Genomic DNA, 20,958 nt, shown 5'->3' with positions numbered 1-20,958 from the left:
ATCGAGAGGGCTTTTCAAGCGATGGGCGAGTCTCTGGTCGAGGCGGTGCGGCAGGCTCTCCTGACGGTCCGCGACCCGGTGGGGGGCGGGAACGTGGTGGAGGCCGGGCTGGTGCAGGGCCTGACCGCCCGCGACGGGCTGGTGCAATTCGCCATCGCCGTGCCGCGCGAGCGGGCGCGGGAGATGGAGCCGCTGCGCCAGGCGGCCGAGCGGGCGGCCGCCGGGGTGCCCGGCGTGCTGAGCGCCACGGTGGTGCTGACCGCCCATCGCGCCGATCCCGGGCCGAAGCCGGGCGGCGCCGGCCGGGCCGGGCCGCCGGCCGCGGGCGGGCATGGCCATGGCCATGCGCCGAAGGCGCCGGCCGGCCAGGGGGCCATGCTGCTTCCGGACGTCGGGAAGATCGTCGCGGTCGCTTCCGGCAAGGGCGGCGTCGGCAAGTCCACCACGGCGGTGAACCTGGCGGTCGCGCTCGCCGCCCAGGGCCTGCGCGTCGGGCTGCTGGACGCCGACATCTACGGCCCCTCGCTGCCGCAGATGCTCGGCGCGCAGGAGAAGCCGCGCACCGAGGGCAACACCATCATCCCGCTGCAGCGCTGGGGGCTGAAGGCGATGTCGATCGGCTTCCTGGTGGATGCCGAGACGCCGATGATCTGGCGCGGGCCGATGGTGATGGGCGCGCTGGAACAGATGATGGGCCAGGTCGCCTGGGGGGCGCTCGACATCATGGTGGTGGACATGCCGCCGGGCACCGGCGATGCGCAGCTGACCATGAGCCAGCGGGTGCCGCTCGCCGGCGCCGTCATCGTCTCGACGCCGCAGGACGTGGCGCTGCTGGACGCAAGGCGCGGAGTGAGGATGTTCGAGAAGGTCAACGTCCCCGTGCTCGGGGTGATCGAGAACATGTCCTACTACTGCTGCCCGAAATGCGGCGACCGGGCGGACATCTTCGGCCATGGCGGGGCGCGGGCGGAAGCGGCCAAGATGGGGGTCGAGTTCCTCGGCGAGCTGCCGCTGAAGATCGACATCCGGCTGCTAGCCGATGCCGGCACGCCGATCGTCGCGGCGCGGCCGGAGACCGAGGAGGCGCAGGCCTACCGGCGCATCGCCGCCCGGCTGTGGGATAAGCTGCAGGGCGCGGGGGCGACGGCGCCGCGCTTCGTGGTGGAGTAGCAAGGTCGGGGAGGAAACAGCATTTCCTCCCCCAACCCCGCCTTTGCGTTCTGTGGCTTGGCACCTGCCGCGCGGCAGGTGCCAAGCCACAGACATAAGCGCCCAAGGAGGATACTTCCTCCCCGGCCTCGCCTAATACGCGCTCGCCATTTCGCCCATCTGCGTCTCGACCGGCAGGCAGACCAACCGGGTGCAGGGCCGTGCCCTCAGATGCGCGGCGGCGTCCTCGCAGGCCTCGACGGTCGCATAGGTCCTGAAGCCGACTGTCGGGGCATTGTTCGGGACCACCGGCGGGGCCGGGTTGGCCGAAGCAATGCCGGCCAGGGCGGCCACCACGATGACGAAATCGGCCATGCCAATCCTCCACGGGCTGGTGATCCAGCAAGCGGAGAATGCCCGGTCGGCGACATTGCTGCGGTGCGCCGGCGCACATGGCGGATAAGATATACTATGCCAGCAGCCGGTCGGTCTCCGCCGCCGCCGGCATCGCCGCCGCCGCACCGGACCGGCTGCAGGCCAGCGCCGCCGCGGCCGAGGCGCGACGCATCGCCGCCTCCAGCGGCATCCCGCGGTCGAGCGCCGCGGCCAGCACGCCGCTCCAGGCATCGCCGGCGCCGGTGGTGTCCACCGCCCGCACCGGGAAGGCCGGGATGCGGTGCCGGCCTGCCGCGGTCGCCGCCTCCGCCCCCGCCTCTCCCAGCGTCACCGCGACGCCGATGCCGAGCGCCCGGTGCAGACCGGCGGCATCCGCCCCACAGCCGAGCCGGGCGGCCAGCCAGGCCGCCTCGTGCTCGTTCGCCACCAGCAGGTCGAGTGCACGCAGCGCCCCGGACTCGATCTCCCCGGCCGGGGCCAGGTTCAGCAGGATGCGGGCGCCGCGCGCCCGGGCGCGGCGGATGAGGGCGGCGGTCTCGGCCGGCGGCACCTCCATCTGCAGCAGCAGGACGGTGGCCGGGCCCAGCGCCGCATCCTCGACCTGCGCGGCGCGGGCCGCGAGGTTGGCGCCGCTGCCGACCGCGATCTGGTTGCGCCCGGCGGGATCGACGCAGACCGCGGCGCAAGCGGTGGGCGCGGCCACGGTGGCGAGGCGGGAAAGGTCGACCCCCGCCCCGCGCAGCCCGGCCAGCGCCACCTCGGCCATGGCATCGGCGCCGACCGCGCCGGCGAAGGCGGCGGGCGCCCCGTCCAGCGCCGCGGCGACCGCCTGGTTGGCGCCCTTGCCGCCCGGCAGCGCGGCATAGCCGGGGCCGAGCACCGTCACCCCCGGCGCCGGCAGCGCCGGCAGGGCGAAGACCAGGTCGGCGACGACCGAGCCGAAGACCAGGACCGGCATCGGCCTAGCGGTCCCCGGCGGCGTAAGGCGGCCGGGCAGTGGTCCGGGGGTGTGGCCAGGCAGGCATGGCGGCGGTCCTCGCATCCGGGCCGGGCGCCCGGCCGGGCAGCTTCCCAAGCCTGCCGCGGCGCGACAACCGCCTTGCCTCGCCGCCCCCCTGGCGGCGGGGCGCCGGGGCGTCCAGGCTGGGCGCATGGACGCCCCGCTGATCCTGTTCGCCGCCGGGCTGCTGGCCGGCGCGATGAACGCCGCCGCCGGCGGCGGCTCCTTCGTCACCATCCCGGCCATGGTCTTCGTCGGCCTGCCCTCGGCCGTCGCCAATGCCTCGAGCACCGTGGCGCTGCTGCCGGGGACGCTGGCCAGCGCCTGGGCCTGGCGGCGCGACTTCCAGTCCTTCGAGGGCATCCCGCTGCGCAGCCTGGTGCTGATCAGCCTGGGCGGCGGGCTGGTCGGGGCGGTGCTGCTGCTGGTGACGCCGCAGCCGGCCTTCGATGCCATCCTGCCCTGGCTGCTGCTGGCAGGCACCCTGGCCTTCGCCTTCGGCCGGCGGATCGGCGAGGTGCTGCGGCAGCGGCAGGTGGTGATCGGGCCGCGCTTCCTGGTGGGTGCCCAGGTGCTGCTCTCGGTCTATGCCGGGTATTTCGGCGGCGGCGTCGGCATCATGATGATGGCGGTCTGGAGCCTGCTCGGCCAGGTCGACATCAGGGCGATGAGCGCGGGGCGCACGCTGCTGGTCAGCGCGGCCAATACGGTCGCCGTGCTCTGCTTCGCCGTCGCCGGCCCGGTGCGCTGGCCGGAGACCGCGGTGATGCTCGTCGCGGCGGTGATCGGCGGCTATTTCGGCGCAGTGCTGGCGCGGCGGATCCCGGCGGCCTGGCTGCGCGGCGTCGTGGTGGCGTACAGCGCGCTGATGACCGCGGTATTCTTCTGGCGGGCCTGGGGGTAGGGCCGGAGGAGAAAGTATTCTCCCGCGGACCCCCTCATCTATGTCCGTGGGTTGGCACCCGGCGCGCGGCGTGTGCCAACCCACAGAGAGGAAGGATGGGACTTGGGGAGGGAACATTTTCCCCTCCCCAACCTCGCCTGCCAGCGGCAACGCCGGGTGAGCCATCGGCGTTATCCCTGTGCGCTGCGCAGGAGAGCCCCATGCCGGGTGCCACCGATCCGCCCCGTCGCCGGCTGCTCGCGGCCGCCGCGGCCGCGCCGTTCCTTTGGTCCCGCCCAGTCCACGCGCAGCCCGCCTTCGGCCTGCTGGCGCAGGTCACGGCCGGGGCGCTCGACGTCGGCTATGTCGCGCTCGGGCCCGCTGAAGGCCCCGCGGTCATCCTGCTGCATGGCTGGCCCTACGACATCCACAGCTTCGCCGAGGTCGCGCCGGCGCTCGCCGCCGCTGGCCATCGCGTCATCGTCCCGCACCTGCGCGGCCATGGCACGACGCGCTTCCGCGCCGCGGATGCCATGCGCAACGGCCAGCAGGCAGCGCTGGCGGTGGATGTCATCGACCTGATGGATGCGCTCGGCATCGCCCGGGCCCTTATCGCCGGTTTCGACTGGGGGGCGCGGACCGCCGGCATCGTCGCGGCGCTCTGGCCGGAGCGCTGCCGGGCGCTAATCTCGGTCAGCGGCTACCTGATCGGCAGCCAGGAAGCCAACCGGATGCCCCTGCCGCCGCTGGGCGAACATGCCTGGTGGTACCAGTACTACTTCGCCACCGAGCGCGGCGCGCTCGGCTATGCCCGGTACACGCGGGAATTCGCCCGGCTGATCTGGCAGACCGCCTCGCCCACCTGGAGGTTCGACGACGCCACCTTCGCCCGCTCGGCGGCCTCGCTCGACAACCCGGACCACGTCGCCATCGTGATCCACAACTACCGGTGGCGGCTCGGCCTCGCCGCCGGGGAGGCGCGCTACGACGCGCTGGAACGGCGCCTCGCCGCGGCCCCCACGATCGGCGTGCCGACGATCACGCTGGAGGGCGACGCCAACGGCGCGCCGCATCCGGACCCGGCGTCCTATGCGGCGAAGTTCACCGGGCGCTACGCGCATCGCACCATCGCCGGCGGCATCGGCCACAACCTGCCGCAGGAGGCGCCGCAGGCCTTCGCGGCGGCGGTGCTGGACGTGGACCGCGGCTGACCCGCGGCAAGGGAGCAACCCGATGCCCAGCCGACGCCGAATCATCGCCGCCGCGGCGCTGCTGCCGACAAGCGTCGCCCGGGCGCAGCCGGCGCCGGAATTCGCCGGCCTCGACGGCTGGCTGAACAGCCCGGTGCCGCTCAGCATCGCCGGGCTGCGCGGCAAGGTGGTGCTGGTCGATTTCTGGACCTACTCCTGCATCAATTGCCGCCGCACCTTCCGCTACCTGAACCGCTGGCAGGCGGAATACGGCGCCGCCGGCCTGCAGGTCATCGGCATCCACACGCCGGAATTCGGCTTCGAGCGCCAGCGCCACAACGTCGAGTCCGCGGTCCGCGAATTCGGCCTGCGCTACCCGGTCGGCCAGGACAACCGCTTCGAGACCTGGCGCGCCTGGAACAACCGCGCCTGGCCGGCCTTCTACCTGCTCGACCGCGACGGCCGGATCGTGCTGCTGCGCGAGGGCGAAGGCCATGCGCGGGAGATGGAAGCGGCGATCCGCGGCCTGCTCGGCCTGCCGCCACGGACCACGCCGGCGCCGGCCGGCGACGATCCCGACCTGTCGCGCATCGCCTCGCCGGAGATCTATTTCGGCGCGCAGCACCCGACCCCGCAGGCGCGTGCGCAGTCGCCGCGGCCGGGTGCCGCGACCTACGGCTTCGGCCCGGCCGCCGCGCTGCGGCTGAACCAGTACGAGCTGGACGGCACCTGGCTGCGGGAGGCGGAGGCGCTGTCGCTGCAATCGCCGCGCGGCGGGCTGCGGCTGCGCTTCTCCGCGGCGAAGCTGCACCTTGTGGCCGGCGCCACGCGCGAGGTGCCGATCCGCGTCAGCATCGACGGCGGCGCGCCGGTGGCGTCCAGCATCGGCCGGCCGACGCTGTACACCCTGCTGGACGGCGAGGCCTACGGCGAGCACCGGCTGGAGTTCACCGCGGAGCAGCCCGGTCTGTCGCTGTTCAGCGTGACCTTCGGCTGAGTGCGCGTCGGGCAGGGAAAAGCATGTCCGATGAGGCGCCGCGCCCAGGCGTGCTGGCATGCAACGCGATCCATGAACCGGGGTTGTACAAGGCAGTGGATCGCAACCTGCGGAGGCATTGATGGCCACGGCACGGCAAACGCCCGACGGCAAACCCGACGCACCCAACCAGGCCCCGCCGGATGACACGCCGGCGCCCGGCCAGCCGGAGGATTTCCCGCCGACGGGCCTGACGGTGACGGATAGCTGGGCGGCGACGGCCGCGCCGGACGGGACGGTTGCCGCCGACCGCGTCGTGCCGGAACCCGACAGCCTCGGCGGCTGACCGCTACAGGAACCCCACCGGCGCGCGGCCGAGCAGCACCTGCCCCACCGCGGTGAAATGCGCGGCACGCGACTGGATCTGCTGCGACAGGGTGTGGATGTCGCGGAAACGCCGCTCGAAGGGGCTGCCGGGGAAGATCGCATCCACCCCGGCCGCCTTGTAGGTGAAGTCCGCCACCTCGATCGACGCCTGGATCGCCTGGGCGCAGCCGAGCCGCAGCCGGGCGCGTTCCTCGACCGGCAGCGCGGCCGCTGCATGCATCTCGCCCAGCATCGCCAGCAGCCATGCCCGCGCCGAGCCGAGCCTGGCGCTGGCCCGCGCCACCTCCCCCTGCACCACGGCATCGTCGGCGAGCAGCGCCTGGCCGCGCGGGCTCTTCGCCATGGCCAGCGCCATGAAATGGTCCAGCATCGCCCCGGCGGTGCCGAGCGCCACGCCGGCGACGCCCACCGCATAGAGCCCCTGCTGGGTGAAGGCATAGAGCGCCCCCGGCTCCCGCCGCAGGGCCGGGTCCTCCCGCGTGCTGCTGAAGGGCTCGGGGACGAAGACGTCGTCCACGGTGTAGGAGTCGGACGCCGTGCCGCGCAGCCCGATCGGGTTCCAATTGTCCAGCAGCCGGGCCTGTTCGGCGGGGAAGATCAGCGTGCGGATCGCCGGCCGGCCATGCTGGTTCTGCCGGAATGTGCCATCGGCCTCCCGCACCCGGCAATGCGCGCCCATCCAGCTCGCCAGGCGGCAGCCGCTGGCGAAGTCGAAGCGGCCCGAGACGCGGTAGCCGCCCGGCACCGCCTCGGCCACCGTCTCGTTCGGCGGCCCCCAGGCGAGCACGGCGCGCGGGTCGGCGAAGATCGCCCGCGCCACGTCGGGCGCCAGATAGGCGGCGATCAGCACCGTGCTGTTGGCGACGAAGAGGTTCCAGGCGACCGAGGCGTCGTGCCGCGCCGTCTCCTCGATCGCCAGCAGATAGGTCGCCGGATGCACCTCGTCGCCGCCCGCGCTGCGCGGCAGCAGCATGCGGAAGAGGCGGGCGCGGTGCAGCGCATCGACCAGTTCGGCGGGGATGCGGCGGCTGGCCTCGATCGCCGGGGCCGCCGCCGAGATCGCCGCGGCGAGCGCGCGGGCCCGGGCGGGCGGGTCGGGCGCCGCGGCGGCGTGCATCGGGTGGTCCATGGCGACGCCCCGCTGTTGTTCTCCCGCCCGCATTGCGGGCCGCGGGGCGCCGCCTGTCAATCGGCGTGTCAGGCCGGGTGGAACAGCAGCGCGCGCAGCTCGATGCTCTGCCGCGGCGGCGCATCGGCCGGCGCGCCGGGATCCGCGAAGGCGGTATGCGGCGAGAACCGTGCCGTCCCGTCCCGCGCGCTGTCGTAGACCTTCAGCAGCAGCGCCTCCTCCACCGTCATCTCCGGCAGCCAGTACCAGCGATGGTCCGGGTTGAAACGCACCTGGTAGGTCTCGCCGCGGCGGTCGGAGTAGAGCAGGTCGCTCGCCACCAGGTCGGCGGGGGCAACGGTGGTGGCGTCGCAGACCGCCAGCGGCATGTCGCGCACCGGCCCGGCGATCGGCCGCCACAGGTTGACGATCTGCACCCGGCCGCGCAGCAGCGCCTCGGCCTCCTCCGGCAGCAGGTCGCGGACGCGCTGCGGGCCGGACCATTCCGTATGGTCCACATGGACCCGGGCGACGGGCTGGCGGGCCCCGCCGGCGCGGTCCTCGGCGCCGGGGGCCTGGCGGCGGATGGTGTGGTCGAAGATGTGCACCCGCGCCGCGCCGGTCGCGGCCTGCAGGATGCGCGCGCTCTCGGGGTAGTAGATCGCGCGGATCGCCGCCTCGTCGTCGAAGTCGCGCAGCGCGCTGGCGCCACGCGCGACGGCGAAGCCCTCGCGGTCCAGCGAGACCTGCCCGGCCAGGGGCCGCAGGTCGCGGATGGCGACGCGGTGCGGCGCGGCCTCGATGTTGCTGCGCGGCTGCCCGGCGGGCGGCAGGTAGGTGTAGGTGAAGGGCCGGCCCTCGACCGGGCCGAGGTAGTTCAGCGCGGCCTCGATCACGGCAGCGGGCCGGGCGGCGGGGCGTTCGGCAAGCGTCTGGCTCATGCTTCGTCTCCTCGGGATGGTCAGCGGGGCCACAGCGGCTGTTGCGCCAGGGCCAGGGCCTCGGATGGGGTCAGGCCGATGTCGCGCAGGTCGCGCGCCTCGAGCGCCAGCAACTGCTGGCGTTCGGTCCGGCGGGCCAGGATCGTCTCCAGCCAGGCGGGCCAGATGCCGCGCGGGGCCGCGGCCTCCGCCAGGGGCACCGAGGCCAGGGCGGGCAGCGCGGGCGGCGTCAAACGGGCGATGTGCATGGTCTCAACCTCATCCGGGTCATCTCATGCAGCGAAGATGGATCTGGTCCCCTCCAGCGATAATCGGGCATGTTGGACTGACACTGATGACCGGCAGGACAGAATGAGCCAGCCTTCCGACATGGCCGCCTTCGTCCGCATCGTCGACCTGGGCGGCCTCGCGCCTGCGGCGCGCGACCTCGGCCTCACCCCCTCGGCCATGTCGAAGCAGCTCGGCCGGCTGGAGGCGCGGCTCGGCGTCCGGCTGCTGACCCGCACCACCCGGCGCATCGCCCTGACGCCGGAGGGCGAGACCTACCTGGCCCGCGCCCGCGACATCCTCTCGCTCATCGCCGCGGCCGAGCAGGACGTCACCGCCGGCCGTGGCCGGCCCGGCGGACTGCTGCGGGTCAATACCGGCACCGCCTTCGCCCGCCACCGGCTGATCCCGCTGCTGCCGGCCTTCTTCGAACGCTACCCGGCGATCACGCTGGACCTCACGGTGACCGACCGGCGGGTCGACCTGGTGGCGGAACAGGTCGACGTGCTGCTGCGCACCGGCCCGCTCGGCGACTCCTCCCTGATCGCCCGCAAGATCGCCGGGGGCGGCCGGGTGGTCTGCGCCGCGCCGGACTACCTGGACCGCCGCGGCCGGCCGGCGGCGCCTGGGGACCTGCTGGCGCACGACTGCCTGGTGCTGCGCGGCCTGGCCCGGCTGACCGCTTGGCCCTTCCGCACCGCGACGGGGCTGCAGACCCTGACGGTGCACGGCATCGCCACCACCGACAGCGCCGAGGCGCTGCGCGACATGGCGCTCGCCGGGCTCGGCATCATCCGGGTCAGCAGCTTCATCGTCGCCCGCGACATCGCCGAGGGACGGCTGGTGCCGCTGTTCGAGGCGGAACACGTCTCGGAGGAGGTGCCGGTCTGGGCGGTGACGGCGCCGGGGCGGCACAGGCTGCCGCGGGTGCAGGTGTTCGTGGATTTCCTCGCGCGGCATGCGGAGGATTGGTGAAAGGAAGGCTGGGGAGAAAGTATTCTCCCCAGACCCCTCATCTATTTCTGTGGGTTGGCACCGGCCGCGCGGCGCGACCCGCCCCACAAAAGACAGGTGGGGTTTGGGAAGGAGATGCTTTTTCCTCCCCAACCTTCCTACCCCGCCGGATCCAGCCCGGTCCCGCCATAGAGCCAGGCCACCACCTCGTACCACTCCGCCGAGGACCTGGCCGACATCACCGCGTTGCGCAGCAGCGCATGGACGCCTGCGGGGTGGTAGATATGCTCGCCGATGGCGCGCGACATCAGTTGCACGCGGGCGGTGCGCAGCAGGCGGCGGGCGCGGTAGGCCTCGAGCGCCGCCTCGATGCGGCCCGGATGAGCCTCCAGCATGTGGGCGAGGCAGACCGCGTCCTCCATCGCCATGCAGGCGCCCTGGGCGAAGTATTGCAGCATCGGATGCGCCGCATCGCCCAGCAGCGCGACCCGGCCATCGACCCAGCGCTCCACCGGGTCGCGGTCGCAGAGCACCCACTTCTTCCAGTCGCTGCCATGCCGGATGATGCCCTGGGCGCGCGGATGGATATGTTCGAAGCCCTGCATCACCTCCTCGAAGGCGACCGGCTGGCCGGCCACCGGCGCCGGCGCATCGTTGTGATAGGTGACAACCAGGTTGAACAGCTTCCAGCCCTGCAAGGGGTAGTGGACGATGTGGCATTTCGGCCCGGCCCAGAGCGTCGCCGCATTCCAGCGCAGGTCATCCGGCATGCGCTCGGTCGGGATGACCGAGCGGTAGGACGTGTGGCCGGAGACCCGCGGCGCGCCGTCGCCCACCACCCGGCGGCGGATGTTCGACCACAGCCCGTCGGCGCCGATCAGCGCCGCGCCGGTCGCGGTCCCGCCCGTCGCCAGCCGGGCGGTGACGCTGCCGCCGTCCTGGTCGAAGTCCACCACCTCGGAGGCGGTGCGCAATTCGATCAGCGGGTCCTCGCGGCATGCGCGGAGAAACACGCCGTGCAGGTCCCCGCGGTGGATCACCGCATAGGGGTTGCCGAAGCGGCGGCGGAAGCCCTCGCCCAGGTCGATATGGGTGATCTCCCCGCCGGCCATGGCATCCATCAGCCGCAGCTGGTCAATATAGACCGCCATGGCCCGGGCGGTGTCGCCGACGCCGAGCGTGTCGAAGGCATGGAAGGCATTCGGGCCGAGCTGGATGCCGGCGCCGATCTCGCCCAGCGTCGCCGCCTTCTCTAGCACGATGCTGGCGATGCCTTTCCGCGCCAGGCCGAGCGCCGCGGCGAGGCCGCCGATGCCGCCGCCGGCGATCAGGATGGGCTGCTGGCCTCCCATCGTCAGCGCGCCCGCAGCGGCACGCCGGTCCAGCCCTCGTACAGCTTCGCCACCGTGGTCATGTCGGCCTGCGGCCCCTGCGCGGCCTCGACCATCGACCAGATCTCCCGCGCCAGGCCGGTCAGCGGCGCCGGCACGCCGAGGGCGGCGAATTCCGCCATGGCGAGCGACATGTCCTTCTGCGCGATGCGGTTGGTCGAGCCCACGGCGAAGCGGCCGGTCAGCACCTCCCGCGGGTATTTCGAATCGGTCGAGCTGTTGCGGCCGGTGCCGGCATTGATCACCTCGCACATCTGCGCCGGATCCAGCCCGGCCTTGGCGCCGAGCGACAGCGCCTCCGCCGTCAGCACCATGCCGGCGAGCGAGAGCAGGTTGTTCGCCAGCTTCATCGCCTGGCCGAGCCCGGGCGTGTCGCCGACGACGAAGACCCGGTTGCCCACCACCTCCAGCGCCGGCCGGGCCATGGCCACGGCCTCCGGCGCGCCGGCCGCCATCACCGCCAGCACGCCGGTCTCGGCGCCCAGCGCGCCGCCGCTGATCGGGCTGTCCACCAGGGCCACGCCGCGCGCGGCCAGGCCCTCGGCCAGGCGGCGCATGGCCGGGCCGCCGATGGTCGACATCTCGACATAGGTGCGCAGCGCATGGCCGGGCGCCGAGGCGACGCCATCCTCGCCCAGCGCCACCGCTTCAGAGATCGACGGCGACGGCAGGCAGGCCAGCACCAGCTTGCAGCGCAGGCCGAGCTCCCGCGCGCCGCCGGCCACCGGCTCGGCGCCCGCCGCCGCGGCGCGGTCCATGGCCTCGGGCCGGATGTCGTGCACCAGGATGCGGCGGCCGGACTCCCGCGCCCAGGCCGCCAGCCGCGCCACGATCGGCCCGCCCATCGAGCCGAGGCCGAGAAACCCGATGCTGTGGGTCATGCGGTGTCTTCCTTCCTTGGACCGCCCCTTGTTGCCATGGCCGCCCGGCGATGGCGATGATCCGGGCGGCTCGCGCGCGGCGGCGAGATCGCCGATGCCGGGCCGCGGCCGGCGCGGCGCTTGCCGGCCCGAATCGTCGGGACGATGCTGGATGGCGGACCCCATGGCCGAGAGTTTCGATGCGATCGTGATCGGCGGCGGCGCCGTCGGCACCGCCACCCTGTTCCAGCTCACCGCGCTGGGCTGCCGCCGGGTGCTGCTGCTGGACCGCGGCGAGATCGCGGGGGGGACCACCGCGCGCTCCTCCGGCTGCCTGCGGACGCATTACAGCGTGCCGATCAACGTCGCCGTGGCGCGCGCCAGCCTGGCGATGTTCGGCCGCTTCGCCGAATTGCTCGACGACCCGGCGGCGGATGCCGGGCTGGTGCGCGCGGGCTACCTCATCATGGCGCCGCCCGGGCCGGCCTCGGCCGCGGTGCGCGGCAGCATCGCGGCGCAGCAGGCGGTCGGCATCGAGGCCCGCCTGCTCGACCGGGCCGAGGCGCTGGCGCGGCATCCCTGGCTGCATCTGGACGACATCGACGCCATCGGCTTCGAGGCGGAGGCCGGCTTCGCCGACCCCTACCTGACCGCCACCAGCTTCGCCCGCGCGGCGCGGCGGCGCGGCGCGGTGGTGCGGACCAACATGCCGGTCACCGGCCTGCTGCGCGACGCCGGGCGCGTCGTCGGCGTCGAGACCCCGCAGGGGCCGATCCAGGCCGGCGTGGTGCTCGCGGCGGCGAATGTCTGGAGCCGTGAGGTCGCGGCCTGGGCGGGGATCGATATCCCGCTGGAGATCACCGCGCACCAGGTCTTTACCCTGGCGGCCGAGCAGACCTACGGGCCGGAACTGCCGCTGCTGAAGGACCTCGCCTCCCCCGCCAAGCTCTACATGCGCGCCAGCGGCGGCCACCTGCTGGTCGGCGGCGGGCATGAGGGAGTGGTGACCCAGGACCCCGACCTGCCCGACATCGCCACCGATCCGGACGCGCTGCTCGACGAAGCGGCGCAGGCCGCGGCGCGGCTGCCGGCCTTCGCCGAAGGGCGGCTGGTGCGGTCCTGGACCGGCCTCTACGACACCACGCCGGACTGGAATCCGGTGCTTGGGCCGGTGCCGGGCGTCCCCGGGCTGCACCTCGCCTTCGGCTTCTCCGGGCATGGCTTCAAGCTCTCGCCGATGATCGGGCGGATGCTGGCGCAGGCGATGCTCGGCCTGCCGACCGACCTGCCGATCCAGCCCTACCGGCTGACGCGCTTCGCCGAGGGCGAGCCGCTGGTCGGCGCCTACGGGGCGGGCGCGGTGTCCTGATGCCGGCGGGCATCCTCGGTGACCGCCGGCGGGCCTTGCCATGCCCTCAGGCGCCGGGCAGCCGCATCCGCGGCCCTGGCTCGCCGCGCGCGCGGCGGGCGCCGGCCGGTGCCTCGGCGGGCTGCACCCACCGCCGGGCACGCGATGCGGGGATCGGCCTGACATGAGGGCGCCGATCCGGCCGCGCGACATCGCCCCGGTGCCCTGGGCGAACGGGCTCGGCACGACCCGCGTGCTGGTGGCGGAACAGGCTGGCACGCCGCTCTGGCGCATCAGCCTGGCCGAGGTGACCACGGACTGCGCCTTCTCGCACTTCCCCGGCCTCGACCGGATCTCGATCAAGGTCTCGGGCCCCGCCGCGGTGCTGACGGTGGCGGGAATGGGGGTCCTGTCGCTGCCCGAGGACGGCAGCCTGGCGGCCTATCCGGGCGAGGCGGCGGCGCGCTGCGCGGGGCCCGGCCCGGTCCGGCTGCTGAACGTCATGACCTGGCGCGGCCGCGCCACGGCCAGCGCGGCGCTGGTCACGCTGGACGGGGCGAGCGGCCTCGACACCGGCACGGACGCGGCCTTCGCCTGGTGCCTGGATGGGTCCCTTGCCTGCGGCGGCGCCGGCATCGGCCCGGGGGAGGCCGCCCATGGCGAGGCGGGCCTCGTGCTGTCCGGCGCCGGGCGGCTCTGCCTGGTCCGGCTGTCGGCGCCGGGCGGCGGGGCGGCTCAGGCGTCGAGGATCGGCTCGAAGCCGCCGTAGATCATGCGCTTGCCGTCGAAGGGCATCTGCATGTCCCGCATCCGCGCATCCTCCATCATCCGCCGCATGCCTTCGTCGCGCACCGCCTTCGACGGCCATTCGATCCAGGAGAAGACGACCACCTCCCCCGGTTCCGCCTTCACCGCGCCGCGGAAGTCGGTGAGCTTGCCGTCTGGTACGTCGTTGCCCCAGCATTCCACCATGCGCAAAGCGCCGAATTCCTTGAACAGCGGCAGCGCCTGGCGCGCATGGTCGAGGTAGGATTCCTTGTTGGCGGCGGGGACCGCCGCCACGAAGCCATCGACATAGGCCATGTGTCCATCTCCTTCCCGGGTGTTGGTTGGCTCAGGCGGCGGTGCCGTAGTTCAGCTTCGGGTACCAGTCGGTGCCGCGCCCGGCCGGCGTCAGGTCGAGCATGGTCCACAGCAGCATGGGGTCGGGCGCGCCGCGCGGGTCCTGGCCGGGGTCCTGCGTGCCGCCGAGCTCGGCGCCCCAGAAATGCCGCACCCGGCCGTCCCGCTTCACCCAGACATCCAGCGCCGGCCATTCGCTGCCGTCGGGCGCCAGGCCGCGGTAGTCGCGCGGGAAGTCGTCGTCCGTCGTGGCGAGGAAGCGCAGGTTGCGCCAGCCGCGCTGCCGCGCGAAGGTCAGTTGCCGCGCCACCGGCGAACGGCCGATGACCGCCAGGGCGATGCGCTGCGCCAGGTCCCGCGCCGGCGCGTCCAGCCCGCCGAGCAGGGCGGTGCACATCGGGCAGGGAAGCGCCCGCTGCGGTCCGTACATCCAGAAATAGGTGATCAGCGTGTCATGCCGCCCGAACAGGTCGGCGAGGCCGAGATCGCGGCCGTCCTGGTCGGTGAACCGGTAGTCCTGCGGCGGCGCGCCGCCCGGCGGCAGGGCGCGCCGCTGCGCGGCCACGCGTTCGATATGCCGGCGCAGCTCGATCTCCTCGGCGAGCAGCGCGGTACGGGCGTCGCGGTAGGCCGGATCGTCGTTGGGATAGGGTCGGCTCGCGGCGCGGGCCAGGTCTGGCGCCGGCTTCAGCTCGGTCATCGTGGACTCCTCCGTTGCTGCATGGCAGCGCGGGCCTTGCCGGCCCGCGCTCAGGTGCGCGCGGTGAACAGCGCCTCCAGCTTGTCGAGCGCGCCGATCCAGCCCGCGCGGTGGCTGTCGCGCGAGGCGTCGTCGGCCAGCCGCGCATGGGTGAAGGTGAGCTCGGTCCCGGTGTCGATCGGCCGCAGGCTCACCTCGACGCGGGAGCAGCCGGCATCGCCGCCGCCGCGCAACCAGCGCCAGCTCATCGCCAGGCGGTGCGGCGGGTCGAATTCCAAGTAGGTGCCGGCGCTCTCGTGCTCGGTGCCGTCGAGCATGCGGAAGACCACGCGGAAGCCGCCGCCGGGCCGCGGGTCGGTTTCCGCCAGCAGCACCGGGCCGGCATCCGGGCCCCACCACTGGCGGATCTGGTCGGGCGCGACCAATGCCTCGAACACCAGGGAGGGCCGCGCGGCGATGCGGCGGACGAGGGTCAGGCTGGTCATGCGTCGCTTTCCCTGGCCGCGGCTTCGCGAGCTTCGGCGAAGGCCGCCAGGCGATCCAGGCTGGCGCCCCAGAAGCGTTCGTAGCGGCGCAGCCAGTCCATCGCCTCCTGCATCGGCGCCGGCGACAGCCGGACGGTCACGATGCGCCCGGCCTTGGCACGGACCACCAGCCCGGCCGCATCGAGCACGTCGAGATGCTTCATCACCGCCGGCAGCGTGATGGCGAAGGGCTGGGCCAAGTCGCTGACCGACACCGCCTCCTCGCGTTCCAGCCGCGCCAGGATCGCCCGGCGGGTGGGGTCCGTCAGCGCGGCGAAGGTCCGGTCGAGTTGCGCAGCCTTATGGTTTACCATACGGTGAAGTATAGCCCGGCATTCGCCTCCGTCCAGTCCCTTGGAAGCACGCATGCTTGAGCGGCGTCGCCGCCGCGGCGCGGCCATGCGCGATGCATCGGATCGCATCCCGGCGTCGCGCCGTCATCGGGGTCCTTGCCGACGCGGAGGCGACGTTCGCGCGCGGTGTCGTGGCGCTGCGGGACCGGGTGATGGATCTCGGCCGCCGCAGCCGCGGCGGGACGAATTCCGGGCGCGGCCGCAGGGACCCGCGCCGGTTCGTTGGGAACCCGGAAGCCCGGCACCGCTTGATAGGGCCTGGCGCCGCGGACCGCGTCCCGTCCCGGTCATCGAGAGGAGATCGCCCATGGCATCGCAACCCGTACAAGGCACGGCCGCCGGCGCGCCGCCGCAGCCCGACCGGAAGCCCGATCCCGGTCCGGCTCCGGTGGGCCCGGCGGTGCAGGTCCCGCCGCAGACCCCGGCCGAGACGCCGCATGATCCCGGCGCCGCCCCGCCAGGCCCGGCGGTCGAGCGGAAGGGCTAGCCGGACCCGCGCCGCAGGTCAGGTCAGCCGGCGGCGCAACCGGCCGGAGACGGCATCGATCGCCGCCACCATCAGCAGGATCAGCAGCACGATGGCGGAGACGCTCTGCCATTCCAGCGTGCGGATCATCTCGGTCAAGGTCAGGCCGATGCCGCCGGCGCCGACGATGCCGATGATGGTGGACGACCGGACGTTCGACTCGAACATGTAGAGCACCTGCCCGGCCAGCACCGGCAGCACCTGCGGCAACACCCCGAAGCGTACCCGCGCGGGGCCGGTGCCGCCGGCCGACACCACGCCCTCCTGCGGCCGCCGGTCGGCGGCTTCGAGCGCCTCGGAGAACATCTTGCCGAAGGTGCCGATGTCGGAGGTCATGATCGCCAGCACCCCGGCGAAGGGGCCGAGGCCGACGACGCTGACCCAGATCAGCGCCCAGATCAGCGCGTCGATGCCGCGGATGCCGTCCAGCATCCGGCGGGAGGCGAAGCGGACGATGCCATGGATAGTGGTGTTGCGCGCCGCCAGCAGCCCGACCGGCAGGGCGATGCCGGCGGCCAGCAGCGTGCCGAGGAAGGCGATCGCCAGCGTCTCCGCCAGGGCCAGCAGGATGCCGCGGAACTCGGCCGCCGATCCCGGATCGGGCGGCAGCATCAGGGCCAGGAAGTGCAGCAACCGGCCGAAGCCGGACAGCAGCCGCGCCGGGTCGACCTGCAGCCGCCAGATGCCGAGGGCGAGCAGCGCCGTGCCCGCCAGCAGCAGCCCCGCGGCCCGGAGCCGGGCGGCGGTGACGGTGCGGAACTGCTCCGGCTGGGCCAGCCGCAGGGCCGGCAGCCGGGCTTCCGCCGCGGCGCGGAGCCGTGGCACGCCGCTCATGCCGCCTCTCCCGCCAGCCGGCGGCGGATGCGGCCGGCCAGGGTGTCGATCAGCACGACGGCGAGGATGATGAGGACGAGCAGCGCCGCGACGTCGTTGTAGTAGAATTTGCGCACCGCCTCGATCAGGTCCTGGCCGATCCCGCCGGCGCCGACGAAGCCGAGCACCGCAGCGCCGCGGACATTCACCTCGAAGCGCAGCAGCACGTAGGACAGGAAGCCCGGCAGCACCTGCGGCACCACGGCGTAGCGCGCCAGCTGCGGCCAGCCGGCGCCGGCGGCCCGGGCCGCCTCCACCGGCTTCATGTCGATGTTGTCCACCAGCTCGGAGAATTGCTTGCCGAGGGCGCCGAGCGAGTGCAGCGCGATGGCCATCACCCCCGGCAAGGGGCCCAGCCCGAAGGCGATGACGAAGACCAGCGCGAAGACGATCTCCGGCACGGTGCGGCAGACCTCGGCCAGCCGCTTGGCCGCCCAGCGCAGCGGCGCGCCGGGGGCGATGCTGCCGGCCGACACCAGGCCGAGCACGAAGCCGCCGGTCGCCCCGAGCAGCGTGCCGACATAGGCCATCAGCAGCGTGTCGCCGAGCAAGGCGAGCCAGTGCGGCAGCCCCCAGAACCACTCGGCCGGGTCGCGCCAGACCCGCTGGCCGGCGCGGTCGCCGGCCTCGAGCGTCAGCAGCCGGTCGAAATAGCCGAAGAAATTCCCGCCCTTGTCCCAGAGCAGCCCAGGCGAGACCTGCGCCACCCAGCCGCTGAGCAGCAGCAGGCCCAGCACCAGGGCGGCCCCGCAGGCCAGGCGCCGCTGCTCCGCGGCGCGCACCTGCCGGTAGCGCGCGGCCAGCGGCGCAAGCTGCCCCGAGCCCAGCCCGATCAGCCCCGCGCCGCCGCCCCGCATCAGCCGCGCTGCCGGCGCAGGCCGTCGACGAAGCGGTTCAGCTCGATGATGGGCTGGTAGGCCGCGTTGTCCACCGGCTCCCAGGGCCGCGCCTTGCCGTCGGTCAGCCGCTCGAAGGCCGCCGGGTCCTGCCGCGGCAAGGTCATCACCGCGGTGCGGATGGCGGATTTCAGCTCGGCCGGCAGGCTGGCCAGGTAGGCCATGGGCGAGTTCACGATCTGCTCGGACCTGAAGATGATGCGGAAGTCGGCCGCCTTCACCATGCCCTTGCGCGCCATGCGCTGAAGGTTGCTCTCCACCTCGTCGTTCCACCAGTTGGCGGCGACGTCGACCGTGCCCTGGCTCAGCGCGATCACCGCATTCTCGTGGCTGCCGGCATAGACCACCTTGCCGAAGAACTGCTCCGGGCTGATGCCCATCTTGTTCAGGGCGAAGCGCGGCATGTTGTTGCCCGAGGCGCTGTTGGGATCGACCAGGCCGAGGTTCTTGCCCCGCAGGTCCTCGATCGTCCGGTAGGGGCTGTCCTGCCGCACGTAGAAGACCGAGTGGTAGCCCTTGCTGCCGTCGAGGTTCACCTCGATGGCGAAGGCCTCGACCGGGGCGCCGGTCGTCAGCGCGCGGGCGAAGGCGGACGGGCCGTAACTGCCGATATGGATGTTGCCGGCACGCTGGCCCTCGATCACCGCGGCATAGTCGCTGGCGACGCGCAGCGTCACCCTGGTGCCGAGCGTCCGGGTCAGGTAGTCGACGAAGGGCCCGTAGCGGTTGAGCACGCCGGAGGCGTTCTCCGCCGGGATCACCGCGAAGACCAGTTCCGGGTAGGCCGCCTTCCAGGCCTGGGCGTGCAGCGCGGTCGGGGCGGCGGCCAGCATCGTGGCGGCGCCGAGCAGGGTGCGGCGGTGAAGCATGCGTCGAGGTCTCCGGTCCTGGGTCAGGCGATGGCGCGGAGGCGCGGCACGGCGACGGGGCCGGCGGCCTCCATGCCGTAGAGCCGGCGGGCCGCGTCGTCGGTCAGCGCCGCGGGCGGGCCGTCGAAGACCAGCCGCCCGGCGGCGAGCCCGACCAGCCGTCCGCAGTAGCGGCGGGCGAGGTCGAGCGAATGCAGGTTGACCAACACGGTGATGCCGTAGGTCCGGTTGATCTCGGCCAGCGCATCCATCACCAGCCCGGCATTGCGCGGGTCGAGCGAGGCGACCGGCTCGTCCGCCAGCATGATGGCGGGTTCCTGCACCAGGGCACGGGCGATCGCCACGCGTTGCTGCTGGCCGCCCGAGAGGCTGTCGGCGCGCTGCGCCGCCAGGGTGCCGATGTCGAATTGCTCCAGCGCCGCGAGCGCGATGGCGCGGTCGCTCTCGGGCCAGAGCCCGCTCAGGCCGCGCCAGGGCGCCACGTGGTTGAGCCGCCCGACCAGGACATTGGTCAGCACGTCGAGCCGCGGCACCAGGTTGAATTGCTGGAAGACCATGGCGCAGTCGGTGCGCCAGCGCCGCAGCGCCGCACCACGCAGCGCGGTGACGTCGCGGCCGCGGTGCAGGATGCGTCCCTCGCTGGGGTCGCAGAGCCGGTTGACCATGCGCAGCAGCGTGGACTTGCCGGCGCCGGACCGGCCGATGATGCCGACCATCTGGCCGTCCGGCACGGCCAGGCTGACCGCATCCACCGCAGTGACGGCGCCGAAGCGCCGCGTCAGGCCACGCAGTTCGAGCATCGCTGTCCCTCTCCGGGGACAGCCACTACAGGGCCCGTGTGACGTCCGGATGACCGATCGAAGTCATCCTGGTTGCGATGCTGCCGCGGCGGGGCCGCCTCAGGACGCGGTGCGCCGCCGTTCCCGCAGCAGGCCGACCACCAGCAACCCGGCGATCACCGCGAAGGCGATCGGCGCCGCGGTGCCGAGCACATGGGGGAACCAGGCGAAGGTGACCCAGGAGGCGCCGAGCGCCGAACTGGCCACCGCGAAGCCGTAGAAGCGCGCCAGCGCGAAGCTGCCGGCGAGGCTGGCCAGGATCAGGGTGGCGATCATCGTGCGGGGGGCCCGTTCGGGCACTCGGGGGACGTTCTCATCCGGGGAGCCTAGCAGCAGGCTCGCGCCGGGTTCAACGCGCCGTCCAGCGCCCCAGCAGGAAGCCGAGCAGCAAGGTGGCGCCGAGCAGCGCCACGACCTCGCCGAACAGCGCATGCGCCAGCGGCAGGCCGACGATGGCGGCGACCACCAGGATCGTGACCCAGCGCCAGCGGCGCCAGCCGACCGGCGGGGCGGGCGCCAGGCGCGGTGCCCCGCGCGGCGCCGGGCGGGCGGCGGGGCGGGATTTCGGCGTCTGCCGGGCGCGGGCGCTGCCGCTCATTCCGGCAGCATCCCGCCGGCCCGGGCGCGCTCGTACAGCGCGCCGATCAGCGTGGCGAAGGCGGGGTCCACCGCCATGGCGGGGTCCATGCGCGGCGCGGTGTCGGCCCGGGTGACGCCATGCGCCTGCCAGGAGGCGCCCTGGCTCAGCACGTTCTGCAGGAAGCCCTGCATGCGGTCGCAGCCCATGGCGAAGCGCGCCTCCGGGGTCTCGCCGGCCTCGAATTCCTCCCAGAGTGCCTGCAGGCGGGCGCCCAGGTCCGGTGGCAAAGCCCCGAAGACGATGGCGGCGGCGGCGGCCTCGCGCTCCGTCTGCGTGGCGCGGCCGGTGGGGTCGTAGGCATAGGTGTCGCCGGCCTCGATCTCGACCAGGTCGTGCACCGCGATCAAGGACAGCGCGTGGCCGAGATCGACCTCCGCCGCCATCTCCCGGTGCAGCAGCAGGGCGATCAGCGCCAGGTTCCAGCAATGCTCGGCGCTGTTCTCCCGCCGCGTGCTGCCGTCCGGCAGCGGCACCAGACCGCGCCGCTCCACCGTCTTCAGCCGGTCGGCCAGGCCGAGGAAATCGAGCAGCGCCGTGGCGCGGGCAGGGTCCATGCCTAGCGCCGCGCGGCGCCGCGGCCGATGGCGATCCCGGCGCCGAGCGCCAGCAGGATCGCCAGGACCGGCGAGCCGAAGACGAAGGCGACGATGCCCCAGACGATGCCGGCGACCGCCAGGGTCACCCAGATGGCCAGCGCCACGCCCATGAAGACCAGGACGAAGGGCAGGCCGAAGACCAGCAGCAGGCCGAGAATGATCCAGGCCAC

Annotated in this window: 28 protein-coding genes; 9 read left to right on the top strand and 19 right to left on the bottom strand. The window is 73.4% G+C overall.

The features are described from left to right. Positions 1–21: 21 nt before the first annotated feature. Positions 22–1,170 (top strand): Mrp/NBP35 family ATP-binding protein, encoded by a 1,149-nt coding sequence (locus ACFQS7_RS03220; RefSeq protein ID WP_380065570.1) that lies wholly within the window; start codon positions 22–24, stop codon positions 1,168–1,170. Positions 1,171–1,302: 132 nt separating this feature from the next. On the opposite strand, the gene ACFQS7_RS03215 is transcribed toward ACFQS7_RS03220, so the two are convergent. Together ACFQS7_RS03215 and ACFQS7_RS03210 are read right to left on the bottom strand one after the other, a co-directional pair. Further along, positions 1,303–1,524 (bottom strand): hypothetical protein, encoded by a 222-nt coding sequence (locus ACFQS7_RS03215; protein ID WP_380065569.1) that lies wholly within the window; start codon positions 1,522–1,524, stop codon positions 1,303–1,305. A gap of 94 nt (positions 1,525–1,618) precedes the next feature. Next, complete coding sequence (locus ACFQS7_RS03210; protein WP_380065568.1) at positions 1,619–2,503, bottom strand: PfkB family carbohydrate kinase; 885 nt, start codon at positions 2,501–2,503, stop codon at positions 1,619–1,621. A 193-nt stretch (positions 2,504–2,696) separates the two neighbouring features. Between ACFQS7_RS03210 and ACFQS7_RS03205 the strand changes: the two genes are divergently transcribed. The 4 genes from ACFQS7_RS03205 to ACFQS7_RS03190 all read left to right on the top strand — a co-directional run bounded on the left by ACFQS7_RS03205 (position 2,697) and on the right by ACFQS7_RS03190 (position 5,940). Then, positions 2,697–3,449 (top strand): sulfite exporter TauE/SafE family protein, encoded by a 753-nt coding sequence (locus tag ACFQS7_RS03205; RefSeq protein ID WP_380065567.1) that lies wholly within the window; start codon positions 2,697–2,699, stop codon positions 3,447–3,449. Between the two features lie 200 nt (positions 3,450–3,649). Continuing rightward, positions 3,650–4,639, top strand: a complete 990-nt coding sequence (locus ACFQS7_RS03200) for an alpha/beta fold hydrolase (RefSeq protein ID WP_380065566.1) — start codon at positions 3,650–3,652, stop codon at positions 4,637–4,639. 22 nt (positions 4,640–4,661) lie between these two features. After that, positions 4,662–5,615 carry a redoxin family protein gene (locus ACFQS7_RS03195; RefSeq protein ID WP_380065565.1) on the top strand — a complete coding sequence of 318 codons (954 nt, stop codon included), beginning with the start codon at positions 4,662–4,664 and terminating at the stop codon, positions 5,613–5,615. Between the two features lie 121 nt (positions 5,616–5,736). Further along, positions 5,737–5,940 carry a hypothetical protein gene (locus ACFQS7_RS03190; RefSeq protein ID WP_380065564.1) on the top strand — a complete coding sequence of 68 codons (204 nt, stop codon included), beginning with the start codon at positions 5,737–5,739 and terminating at the stop codon, positions 5,938–5,940. A 3-nt stretch (positions 5,941–5,943) separates the two neighbouring features. On the opposite strand, the gene ACFQS7_RS03185 is transcribed toward ACFQS7_RS03190, so the two are convergent. The 3 genes from ACFQS7_RS03185 to ACFQS7_RS03175 all read right to left on the bottom strand — a co-directional run bounded on the left by ACFQS7_RS03185 (position 5,944) and on the right by ACFQS7_RS03175 (position 8,278). Next, positions 5,944–7,110, bottom strand: coding sequence for an acyl-CoA dehydrogenase family protein (locus tag ACFQS7_RS03185; RefSeq protein WP_380065563.1), 1,167 nt, complete (start codon positions 7,108–7,110; stop codon positions 5,944–5,946). Between the two features lie 68 nt (positions 7,111–7,178). Beyond that, positions 7,179–8,030, bottom strand: a complete 852-nt coding sequence (locus ACFQS7_RS03180) for a CmcJ/NvfI family oxidoreductase (protein WP_380065562.1) — start codon at positions 8,028–8,030, stop codon at positions 7,179–7,181. Positions 8,031–8,050: 20 nt separating this feature from the next. Further along, positions 8,051–8,278, bottom strand: coding sequence for a DUF1127 domain-containing protein (locus ACFQS7_RS03175; protein WP_380065561.1), 228 nt, complete (start codon positions 8,276–8,278; stop codon positions 8,051–8,053). Between the two features lie 103 nt (positions 8,279–8,381). On the opposite strand from ACFQS7_RS03175, the gene ACFQS7_RS03170 reads away from it, so the two are divergent. After that, positions 8,382–9,272 (top strand): LysR family transcriptional regulator, encoded by an 891-nt coding sequence (locus ACFQS7_RS03170; RefSeq protein ID WP_380065560.1) that lies wholly within the window; start codon positions 8,382–8,384, stop codon positions 9,270–9,272. Between the two features lie 137 nt (positions 9,273–9,409). Here the strand turns inward: ACFQS7_RS03170 and ACFQS7_RS03165 are convergent, their stop codons facing one another. Both ACFQS7_RS03165 and ACFQS7_RS03160 read right to left on the bottom strand, forming a co-directional pair. Beyond that, positions 9,410–10,603, bottom strand: coding sequence for a 3-hydroxybenzoate 6-monooxygenase (locus ACFQS7_RS03165; RefSeq protein ID WP_380065559.1), 1,194 nt, complete (start codon positions 10,601–10,603; stop codon positions 9,410–9,412). Between the two features lie 2 nt (positions 10,604–10,605). Beyond that, positions 10,606–11,523, bottom strand: coding sequence for an NAD(P)-dependent oxidoreductase (locus ACFQS7_RS03160; RefSeq protein ID WP_380065558.1), 918 nt, complete (start codon positions 11,521–11,523; stop codon positions 10,606–10,608). Between the two features lie 151 nt (positions 11,524–11,674). On the opposite strand from ACFQS7_RS03160, the gene ACFQS7_RS03155 reads away from it, so the two are divergent. Both ACFQS7_RS03155 and ACFQS7_RS03150 read left to right on the top strand, forming a co-directional pair. Continuing rightward, complete coding sequence (locus ACFQS7_RS03155; protein WP_380065557.1) at positions 11,675–12,871, top strand: NAD(P)/FAD-dependent oxidoreductase; 1,197 nt, start codon at positions 11,675–11,677, stop codon at positions 12,869–12,871. A gap of 163 nt (positions 12,872–13,034) precedes the next feature. Next, the gene (locus ACFQS7_RS03150; RefSeq protein WP_380065556.1) at positions 13,035–13,619 is read left to right on the top strand and encodes a HutD family protein; all 585 of its coding nucleotides are present in this window, start codon (positions 13,035–13,037) and stop codon (positions 13,617–13,619) included. Here the strand turns inward: ACFQS7_RS03150 and ACFQS7_RS03145 are convergent. From ACFQS7_RS03145 to ACFQS7_RS03130, 4 genes are read right to left on the bottom strand one after another with little or no spacing between them, the layout of a single operon-like run. Continuing rightward, complete coding sequence (locus tag ACFQS7_RS03145) at positions 13,586–13,933, bottom strand: DUF1428 domain-containing protein (protein WP_380065555.1); 348 nt, start codon at positions 13,931–13,933, stop codon at positions 13,586–13,588. The two genes, ACFQS7_RS03150 and ACFQS7_RS03145, sit on opposite strands and share 34 nt — an antisense overlap. 31 nt (positions 13,934–13,964) lie before the next feature. Beyond that, complete coding sequence (locus ACFQS7_RS03140) at positions 13,965–14,672, bottom strand: DUF899 family protein (protein ID WP_380065554.1); 708 nt, start codon at positions 14,670–14,672, stop codon at positions 13,965–13,967. Positions 14,673–14,722: 50 nt separating this feature from the next. After that, positions 14,723–15,157, bottom strand: coding sequence for an SRPBCC domain-containing protein (locus tag ACFQS7_RS03135; RefSeq protein ID WP_380065553.1), 435 nt, complete (start codon positions 15,155–15,157; stop codon positions 14,723–14,725). Then, positions 15,154–15,510: an ArsR/SmtB family transcription factor gene (locus tag ACFQS7_RS03130; protein WP_380065552.1), complete on the bottom strand. Its 357-nt coding sequence runs from the start codon at positions 15,508–15,510 to the stop codon at positions 15,154–15,156. The genes ACFQS7_RS03135 and ACFQS7_RS03130 overlap by 4 nt, the downstream gene beginning before the upstream one ends. 346 nt (positions 15,511–15,856) lie before the next feature. Between ACFQS7_RS03130 and ACFQS7_RS03125 the strand changes: the two genes are divergently transcribed. Next, positions 15,857–16,036: a hypothetical protein gene (locus tag ACFQS7_RS03125; RefSeq protein ID WP_380065551.1), complete on the top strand. Its 180-nt coding sequence runs from the start codon at positions 15,857–15,859 to the stop codon at positions 16,034–16,036. 18 nt (positions 16,037–16,054) lie between these two features. On the opposite strand, the gene phnE (ACFQS7_RS03120) is transcribed toward ACFQS7_RS03125, so the two are convergent. The 8 genes from phnE (ACFQS7_RS03120) to ACFQS7_RS03085 form a co-directional block, all read right to left on the bottom strand. Then, positions 16,055–16,909, bottom strand: coding sequence for a phosphonate ABC transporter, permease protein PhnE (gene phnE, locus ACFQS7_RS03120; protein ID WP_380065550.1), 855 nt, complete (start codon positions 16,907–16,909; stop codon positions 16,055–16,057). Continuing rightward, the gene (phnE, locus tag ACFQS7_RS03115) at positions 16,906–17,805 is read right to left on the bottom strand and encodes a phosphonate ABC transporter, permease protein PhnE (protein WP_380065549.1); all 900 of its coding nucleotides are present in this window, start codon (positions 17,803–17,805) and stop codon (positions 16,906–16,908) included. The genes phnE (ACFQS7_RS03120) and phnE (ACFQS7_RS03115) overlap by 4 nt, the downstream gene beginning before the upstream one ends. Continuing rightward, a complete protein-coding gene (gene phnD / locus ACFQS7_RS03110; RefSeq protein WP_380065548.1) occupies positions 17,805–18,713 on the bottom strand; it encodes a phosphonate ABC transporter substrate-binding protein in 909 nt (302 codons plus the stop codon). The genes phnE (ACFQS7_RS03115) and phnD overlap by 1 nt, the downstream gene beginning before the upstream one ends. A 23-nt stretch (positions 18,714–18,736) precedes the next feature. Continuing rightward, on the bottom strand, positions 18,737–19,513 hold the full coding sequence (gene phnC, locus ACFQS7_RS03105) for a phosphonate ABC transporter ATP-binding protein (protein ID WP_380065547.1): 777 nt from the start codon (positions 19,511–19,513) through the stop codon (positions 18,737–18,739). Positions 19,514–19,612: 99 nt separating this feature from the next. Further along, complete coding sequence (locus ACFQS7_RS03100) at positions 19,613–19,852, bottom strand: hypothetical protein (RefSeq protein ID WP_380065546.1); 240 nt, start codon at positions 19,850–19,852, stop codon at positions 19,613–19,615. Positions 19,853–19,901: 49 nt separating this feature from the next. After that, positions 19,902–20,150: a hypothetical protein gene (locus tag ACFQS7_RS03095; protein ID WP_380065545.1), complete on the bottom strand. Its 249-nt coding sequence runs from the start codon at positions 20,148–20,150 to the stop codon at positions 19,902–19,904. Further along, positions 20,147–20,746 (bottom strand): HD domain-containing protein, encoded by a 600-nt coding sequence (locus tag ACFQS7_RS03090; protein WP_380065544.1) that lies wholly within the window; start codon positions 20,744–20,746, stop codon positions 20,147–20,149. The genes ACFQS7_RS03095 and ACFQS7_RS03090 overlap by 4 nt, the downstream gene beginning before the upstream one ends. A 2-nt stretch (positions 20,747–20,748) precedes the next feature. Next, on the bottom strand, positions 20,749–20,958 hold the full coding sequence (locus ACFQS7_RS03085; RefSeq protein ID WP_380065543.1) for a hypothetical protein: 210 nt from the start codon (positions 20,956–20,958) through the stop codon (positions 20,749–20,751).

The sequence above is a fragment of the Dankookia sp. GCM10030260 genome (assembly GCF_042666655.1).
In the GTDB taxonomy this organism is placed as follows: Bacteria; Pseudomonadota; Alphaproteobacteria; order Acetobacterales; family Acetobacteraceae; genus Paracraurococcus.
The sequence above is the reverse complement of the archived record's forward strand: the minus strand, read 5'-3'. Positions and strand labels throughout refer to the sequence as shown.